We start from the raw sequence: 6,335 nt of genomic DNA on the forward strand, positions 1-6,335 counted from the left end.
GCGATGGCGACATGCTGAACCGCGCCAACATGATCGGCTATCGCTCCGGCTTCTACGAGGACCGCGAACTCGAGGCGGCATTCGATGTGGTGACCCGTGCCGGCGCCAGGGCGCTGGGGCTGGCGGAACATGGCATCGCGGTTGGCGCCAGCGCCGACTTCGTCGCCATGCCGGCCCGGCATGTGCCCGAAGCGGTGGTGGCCGTGCCAAAGGACCGCACGGTCTATCGGCGCGGCAAAGCCGTCGCCAGGGATGGCAAGGTGCTGGCGGGCTGACACGCGCCGCCGGCGGGCGGCGTCGCGGCTTGCGCACACATCAATCGACCGCGCGGGGGTCGGCCGCCAGGGCCGATCGGGCTGGCACGGAGGACAGCGCGCGTTGATCAGGGGGCTGCTCGCCGAGGTAGAGCAAGCCGCCCAGGACGAGGAATACGATTCCCACCGCCACAAGTCCGACCATCAACACGGCGACCGCCGTAGCCGGGCCGTGGCCTGTTCTGGTGATGATGGACCGATGGTGCATCGCTCGTTCTCCGAAATCCAGTCGGCTCAGCAGACCTTGCGGCAAACGATGGCAAAGGCGGGATGTTCCCGATGACGGGCCATATCGGTCTTTTGCGTTTCCTTTTGGGACCAAGGTCTTAGGTGGTGCATGCAAAGGTCCGACGGGTCCTGTTCGGTTCCGGCAATGTCCATTGGATGTTCCGTTACTTTAGCCAAATTGGATATAAAGGCTTTACCATGTCGAGGGCCAATTCGGGCGCCGGCGGGGCAGGACGGCGGCGGCCCCGACATCCGACAACGGTGTGCCAGCTTCCACATTCATTGGAGAAAATGTGCCCAGAAGGCAGGTGAAGTGGAGCTTCGTTCAGTCCGGATGGCGTGGCAACAGGCTGTTGCCGACAAGCGGAACCATCTGAAGAAGCTCACCCGCTCGCAGGCGAAGCGGGTGAGGAAATCCGGGATTGCGGCGTCCGCAGCCGCCCGCAGAGGTCAAGGAGCTGCCCGAGGACGCGCCGTCGGTCTGCGGCAACCACGCGCGCCCGCTCTTTTCGAAACTCCCCCACACGGCAGTTTGCGGGGGCGGGTTGGCCCGGAGGATCACGCTGACATTACGGGTGTGGAACGCTTGAAAGGGCGTCGGCCCTCACGTCTCGTCGAACCGCCCCTCGCGTGTCGGGTGCCGCTTGATCGCGGCTTCTTCCTCGTCGTCGGGCAAGGCGTCGTCGCTGTCCTGGAGTGCGTTGTCATCGTCCTCCTCCGGCAGGTCGCCGTCCTTTTCGACGCCGTAGCGCATGTCGCCGTTTTCCGACACGGCGTCGGGCAGGATCTCGCTGCCCCTGATCGCGTCCCAGTTCTGCTGCTCGATGGTCGGCCCCTCGACATCAGGGCTTTCGTCATTGCCGGTGCGTGGTTTGCTGCGCGGTGCCATGCTGCCAGGCCTCCAATCCTTGAAAAGACTGAAAGCGAAACTCGGGGTGCAGTGGTTGGTTCCCGGCTCCCGCGGCAAGGGGGTCGGACGCCCTTCCGACTTGGGCTTGCGGATGCAGCTACGCCAGCCACCACCACAGCGCCGCAACCGCCACCGCAACTGCCGCTACCGCCAGACCCAGCATGATGTAGGAGCCCTTGATGATGTCGCGGATGATCTTCTTGATCGTCTCGCGGTCGTTGAGGTTGGGGAAGGGCTCGTTGGGCTGTGCAACGCCGAGGAAATCGCAGAGCGGGCCCCAGCCTTCCGTCACTTTGTAGACCAGAAGCCTGTGCGGCGGCACCGCGGCCTTCACCTCCTCGATATAGCTGTTGTAGCGCGCAACCGCCTTGGCGCGGTCGTTCATCACGCCGTCCAGCGTGCGGCCCCATATCAGCTTGCGCGACATGTCGCCGAACTTCCAGCCGAAGGGCGTCAGCCATTCCAGAACCTGGAACTGCCAGACATTCTCGGTGAAGTAGATTGTGTCGATCGTGCTTTCGTACCACGCCTCGGCGCCGCGCGGATGCAGGGTCAAGAGCACCTTGGCGTCGGGGTAGGCGGCCAGCAATTCTTTCCACACGCAGCAGCCGGGATTGTCGACTGTCGCCGTATAGTTGGCGAAGACGCGGTTCCAGTCGTGCTGGCTGCCGGGTGGGCTGTTGGCCACCTTGCGCCAGAAATCGAGATGGCCCTTGTTGGCCTTGTTCATGATCACTTCCTGCATGTGATAGCAGGGAAGGCCGAGCCTGTTCAGCGCGGCAAAAGTCGACCACGTGCCGGTGCGGCCGAAACCGGCCCCGATCAGTTTGAGCGTCATTTCCCCATCCCCGCCCTTATTTCCGCGCTACCCGCAGACCGGGAGCATCAAATTGCTCCCGACCAGGTCAACGCGCAACAAATTTCGATGGCGGGCCAAGGTTGGACGATCACATAGTTGCGCAGTTGCTAAAATAATGAAACCTTATCCGCGGGCATTGGGAATTCGGGTAGGGAGTCGTGCGAAACCGGGCGGTTTCGGCGATGTGGGATCGATGTATTTTGGACCATTTCTCGTGGGGATGTCAGCCACGACCATCATCGTCGCGTTGTGGGCTTACGTGGCTACCGGTTCTTTCTGGAAGGCGCTGGGCTGGACGATAGCCGTGCTGGTGGTCCTCCAAATCGGCTATTTCGCGCTGGTCATGCGGCTGATCTACAGTCGCGCACGCAAGGCGGCGAGCCGGGGTGAGGTCGACGGCGTCCCGCCGCTGCACCGCGACGGCGTCTCGCTGTGAGGTCGGTCACCTGGGAAGGGGATAGATCGGCGGTGGGACGACGCGCTGCCAGCCCATCCATTCGCGCGTTCGCCAGGCAAGGCCGGAAAACGGCGCGATCAGAGCTACAGCGACAAGCACGAGCGCAAGGGGATGCTTGGTCACGGGAGGACGCGATGATCGGAATGGGCCAAGTCCCCGCGCCGGAACTGGATGCCAGCGCTGGCGTTTCCCCGATGTGACCGGTGCGGCGCCACCTCCGCCGGCATGGCGCAGTGCTCGCCTTGCTGCCAGCCAGGCGAGCCTTTTTAATGCGTTCCATGACGGCAGGCGGAACGACACCGTGTGCTCCACGTTAGCTCGCCAAGGCAATCAGCGGTTCGCTTTCTATTTGAATGAGCACCACGGACGCATCCTCCGAGGTGCATTTCGTATTATTCTTCAATGCGGCAATTAACTGTGCTTTTTTGAAGCATAGATTGGCGTGCTTTCGTTCGATTCGAAAACAACAGAAAAATAGGCATTTGTTGGGCGTGTCGCATTTATTCCACAAATCGCGATGGAACCTCGCGACGATGGCCGAGTTTTCCTGCAGGGCGGGAAGCCCGGATAATTGATATGGAGGTTGTTATGAAACATTATCTTTCGACTGCGGCGGCCGCGATCGTCCTGATGGGCGGTGTCGGTGCGGCCCTGGCGGACACCATCGTCGTTCAGCCGGAGCAGGAAACCGTGGTTCGCGAATACGTCAAGAAGCAGCCGCTGGCGTCGGTCAATCTGCTGGGCCTTGAGCTCAAGCTCGGCTCGCCGGTGCCCGACAAGGTCGAACTGCGCGAAGTGCCCAATGTCAAGTATCGCGTCGCCGTGATCAACGACCAGACTGTCCTGGTAGACCCGGATACCCGCCAGATCGTGGAAGTGCTGCACTAACTGGTTCAGCACCAGGCATTTGAAAAACCCGCTACCAATCTGGTGGCGGGTTTTTCTTGTCAGCCTTTGCCGTCGCTTATTCGGCGGCCAGCTTGTCCTGCGTCTTGGTGTCGAAATCGCTGGCGTCATGGCGCTCATGCAATTGCAGGGCCGGTTCGCCGAAGGCGCGGTTGACCATGCGGCCGCGCTTGACCGCCGGGCGGGCGTCGATGGCCTTGGCCCAGCGCTGGACATGCTTATATTCCTGCACCGACAGGAACTCGCCGGAATCGTTATACATGCGCCCGAGCGCCAGCCCGCCATACCAGGGCCACACCGCCATGTCGGCGATCGTGTAATCCTTGCCGCCGAGATATTCCGTCTCCGCCAGCCGGCGGTCGAGCACATCGAGCTGCCGCTTGGTTTCCATGGCGAAACGGTCGATGGCGTATTCGAATTTCTGCGGCGCGTAGGCATAGAAATGGCCGAAGCCGCCGCCCAGATATGGCGCCGAGCCCATCTGCCAGAACAGCCAGGACAGGACTTCCGCGCGCGCCGGCTGTTCGGTGGGCAGAAATTCGCCGAACTTTTCGGCGAGATAGACCAGGATCGAGCCGGATTCGAAAATGCGCGCCGGGGTGGCGCCGCTGCGGTCCATCAGGGCCGGGATCTTGGAGTTGGGGTTGACCTCGACGAAGCCGCTGCCGAACTGGTCGCCATCGTTGATGCGGATCAGCCAGGCATCGTATTCGGCGCCCTTGTGGCCGCGCGCCAGAAGCTCCTCCAGCATCACGGTCACCTTGACGCCATTCGGCGTCGCCAGCGAATAAAGCTGCAGCGGATGCTTGCCGACGGGCAATTCCTTGTCATGCGTCGGCCCGGCGATCGGCCGGTTGATGCTGGCGAAGGCGCCGCCATTCGCCTTGTTCCAGGTCCATACTTTCGGCGGGGTGTAGTCTGTCATGTCGGGCCTCGGGTGGATGGGAAGGATGGGATTGAGCGGATGCATCTACAGCTAGGGCTGCGGAGGCGAAAGTTCAACTTGCGTTGAACTATTGTTTATGTGGGCGCCGGCGCGGCCTTTCGGGGCCTGCGGCCACCATATCTCACCCCTTGCACCATCCCCTCCGAGGCATACCTATAGGAGAAGCCGCCAAGCATTTGCATCGCAGGACAAAATCATGGCCATCAATCCCAATCCGCGCTCCGTCGTTGCCGTGCGCGCTACTGTTCCAGAGGATGCCTTCACCGCCGGCGCGCTGGGCACGCTCAGGGAAGGCAGCGGCGTCGTCATCCGCAATGACGGGCTGGTGCTGACCATCGGCTATCTCATCACCGAAGCCGAGGAGGTCTGGCTGACCGCGCATGACGGGCGTGTCATCCCGGCGCACGCGCTGGCCTATGACCAGGAATCGGGTTTCGGCCTTGTCCAGGCGCTGGCCCCGACCGGCCTGCCCGCCGTGGCGCTGGGCGATGCCGGCAAGGCCAGGATCGGCGACGCGGTGGTGCTTGCCGACGGCGTCGGCCGGGCGGTCGAGGCCAAGATCGTCACCAAGCAGGAATTCGCCGGCTATTGGGAGTATCTGCTCGACGAGGCGATCTTCATCGCGCCAGCGCATCCGTCCTGGGGCGGGGCGCCGCTGTTCAGCGCCGAGGGGGCGCTGCTCGGCATCGGCTCGCTGCGCCTGCAGATGAGCCGCGCCGGCGAGGTCGCCGATATCAACATGGTGGTGCCGATCGACCTGTTGCCGCCAATCCTCGACGATCTGCTGACGCGCGGCCAGGTGGCCAAGCCGCCGCGCCCGTGGCTCGGCGCCCTGTCGGCCGAAAGCGACGGCAAGGTGGTGGTGATGAGCGTGACCGAAGGCGGTCCGGCGGCAAAAGCCGGCTTGCGCCAGGGCGATGTCATCTCCGAGGTGCGCGACGGCGCGGTCGACGGGCTCGCCGATTTCTATCGCAAGCTGTGGGACAGCGGCTCGGCCGGCGCCGAGATCCCGATGCGGGTGGTGCGCGACGGCCGCGAGACCTGGCTGCGCGTCAAATCCGCCGACCGCGGCAGTTTCTTGAAGAAGCCGCAGCTGCAATAGGCCTGGTGTCGGCCGGGCGATGCATCCCAGACTGCTCAAGACCTTCCTCGCGGTGACGCGCAGCCGCAACGTCACGCGGGCTGCCGAAGCGGTGAACCTCGCGCAATCGAGTGTCAGCGACCAGATCCAGTCTCTCGAGGCGGAATTGGGTGCTGCCCTGTTCACGCGTTCGAAGTCCGGCCTTGATCTGACGCCGGCCGGACTGGCGCTGAAGCCGATCGCCGAAGAGCTGCTGCGGCTCGACGGCGAGGCGCGCGCGGCTGTGCTGGCGGCTGCCGGGCGCAGCAGCGAGGCACTGACCATCGGCGCGCTGGAAACGATCGCCTCGGCCCGCCTGGCGCCCTGGCTGCCAGCGTTTCAGGCCGGCCATCCCGAAATCACCGTGCGGATGAAAGTGGCCGACAGCGGCACGCTGCGGCACCTGTTGGAAGATGGCGACATCGACGTCGCCTTCTGCTTCGAGCGCCAGGGCGGTGCGAAGGATGCGCGCTTGGCCAGGCGCACGATAGGCGCCGAACAGCTGGTGCTGGTCGCGGCTCCGGGACAAGACACCGCGCCGCGCGATCTCGCAGACCTTGCCGCGCTGCGCTTCGTGGCGACGGAGCCCGGATGC

General features: G+C 63.8%; 9 protein-coding genes. 6 read left to right on the forward strand and 3 right to left on the reverse strand.

What is annotated here, in order from left to right:
* Together C1D09_RS29525 and C1D09_RS33345 are read left to right on the forward strand one after the other, a co-directional pair.
* Positions 1–275, forward strand: a 275-nt coding sequence (locus C1D09_RS29525) for an amidohydrolase family protein (RefSeq protein ID WP_143977507.1), incomplete at its 5' end; no start/stop codon positions are given.
* A gap of 103 nt (positions 276–378) precedes the next feature.
* Entirely contained in the window at positions 379–597 is a 219-nt protein-coding gene (locus tag C1D09_RS33345; RefSeq protein ID WP_167514803.1) for a hypothetical protein, read from the forward strand.
* A gap of 549 nt (positions 598–1,146) precedes the next feature.
* On the opposite strand, the gene C1D09_RS29535 is transcribed toward C1D09_RS33345, so the two are convergent.
* Complete coding sequence (locus C1D09_RS29535; RefSeq protein ID WP_143977509.1) at positions 1,147–1,431, reverse strand: hypothetical protein; 285 nt, start codon at positions 1,429–1,431, stop codon at positions 1,147–1,149.
* Positions 1,432–1,549: 118 nt separating this feature from the next.
* A complete protein-coding gene (locus C1D09_RS29540; protein ID WP_143977510.1) occupies positions 1,550–2,290 on the reverse strand; it encodes a sulfotransferase family protein in 741 nt (246 codons plus the stop codon).
* A gap of 241 nt (positions 2,291–2,531) precedes the next feature.
* Between C1D09_RS29540 and C1D09_RS29545 the strand changes: the two genes are divergently transcribed.
* The gene (locus tag C1D09_RS29545; RefSeq protein WP_342780261.1) at positions 2,532–2,747 is read left to right on the forward strand and encodes an exopolysaccharide production repressor protein; all 216 of its coding nucleotides are present in this window, start codon (positions 2,532–2,534) and stop codon (positions 2,745–2,747) included.
* A gap of 609 nt (positions 2,748–3,356) precedes the next feature.
* The gene (locus C1D09_RS29550) at positions 3,357–3,656 is read left to right on the forward strand and encodes a DUF1236 domain-containing protein (protein ID WP_143977511.1); all 300 of its coding nucleotides are present in this window, start codon (positions 3,357–3,359) and stop codon (positions 3,654–3,656) included.
* Between the two features lie 76 nt (positions 3,657–3,732).
* Here the strand turns inward: C1D09_RS29550 and yghU are convergent, their stop codons facing one another.
* Positions 3,733–4,599 carry a glutathione-dependent disulfide-bond oxidoreductase gene (gene yghU / locus C1D09_RS29555; RefSeq protein WP_143977512.1) on the reverse strand — a complete coding sequence of 289 codons (867 nt, stop codon included), beginning with the start codon at positions 4,597–4,599 and terminating at the stop codon, positions 3,733–3,735.
* A 217-nt stretch (positions 4,600–4,816) separates the two neighbouring features.
* Here yghU and C1D09_RS29560 point away from each other — a divergent pair, with 217 nt between their 5' ends.
* A complete protein-coding gene (locus C1D09_RS29560; RefSeq protein WP_143977513.1) occupies positions 4,817–5,722 on the forward strand; it encodes a S1C family serine protease in 906 nt (301 codons plus the stop codon).
* A 19-nt stretch (positions 5,723–5,741) separates the two neighbouring features.
* On the forward strand, positions 5,742–6,335 hold a 594-nt coding region (locus C1D09_RS29565), incomplete at its 3' end, for a LysR family transcriptional regulator (RefSeq protein ID WP_143977514.1).

It is taken from the genome of Mesorhizobium intechi, assembly GCF_002879535.1.
GTDB classification, from domain to species: Bacteria; Pseudomonadota; Alphaproteobacteria; order Rhizobiales; family Rhizobiaceae; genus Mesorhizobium; species Mesorhizobium intechi.

Coding starts and splice junctions, on each gene's coding strand:
- C1D09_RS29535 (WP_143977509.1), bottom strand. CDS start 1,431: ATGGCACCGCGCAGCAAACCACGCACCGGCAATGACGAAAGCCCTGAT.
- C1D09_RS29545 (WP_342780261.1), top strand. CDS start 2,532: ATGTCAGCCACGACCATCATCGTCGCGTTGTGGGCTTACGTGGCTACC.
- C1D09_RS29550 (WP_143977511.1), top strand. CDS start 3,357: ATGAAACATTATCTTTCGACTGCGGCGGCCGCGATCGTCCTGATGGGC.
- C1D09_RS29540 (WP_143977510.1), bottom strand. CDS start 2,290: ATGACGCTCAAACTGATCGGGGCCGGTTTCGGCCGCACCGGCACGTGG.
- yghU (WP_143977512.1), bottom strand. CDS start 4,599: ATGACAGACTACACCCCGCCGAAAGTATGGACCTGGAACAAGGCGAAT.
- C1D09_RS29560 (WP_143977513.1), top strand. CDS start 4,817: ATGGCCATCAATCCCAATCCGCGCTCCGTCGTTGCCGTGCGCGCTACT.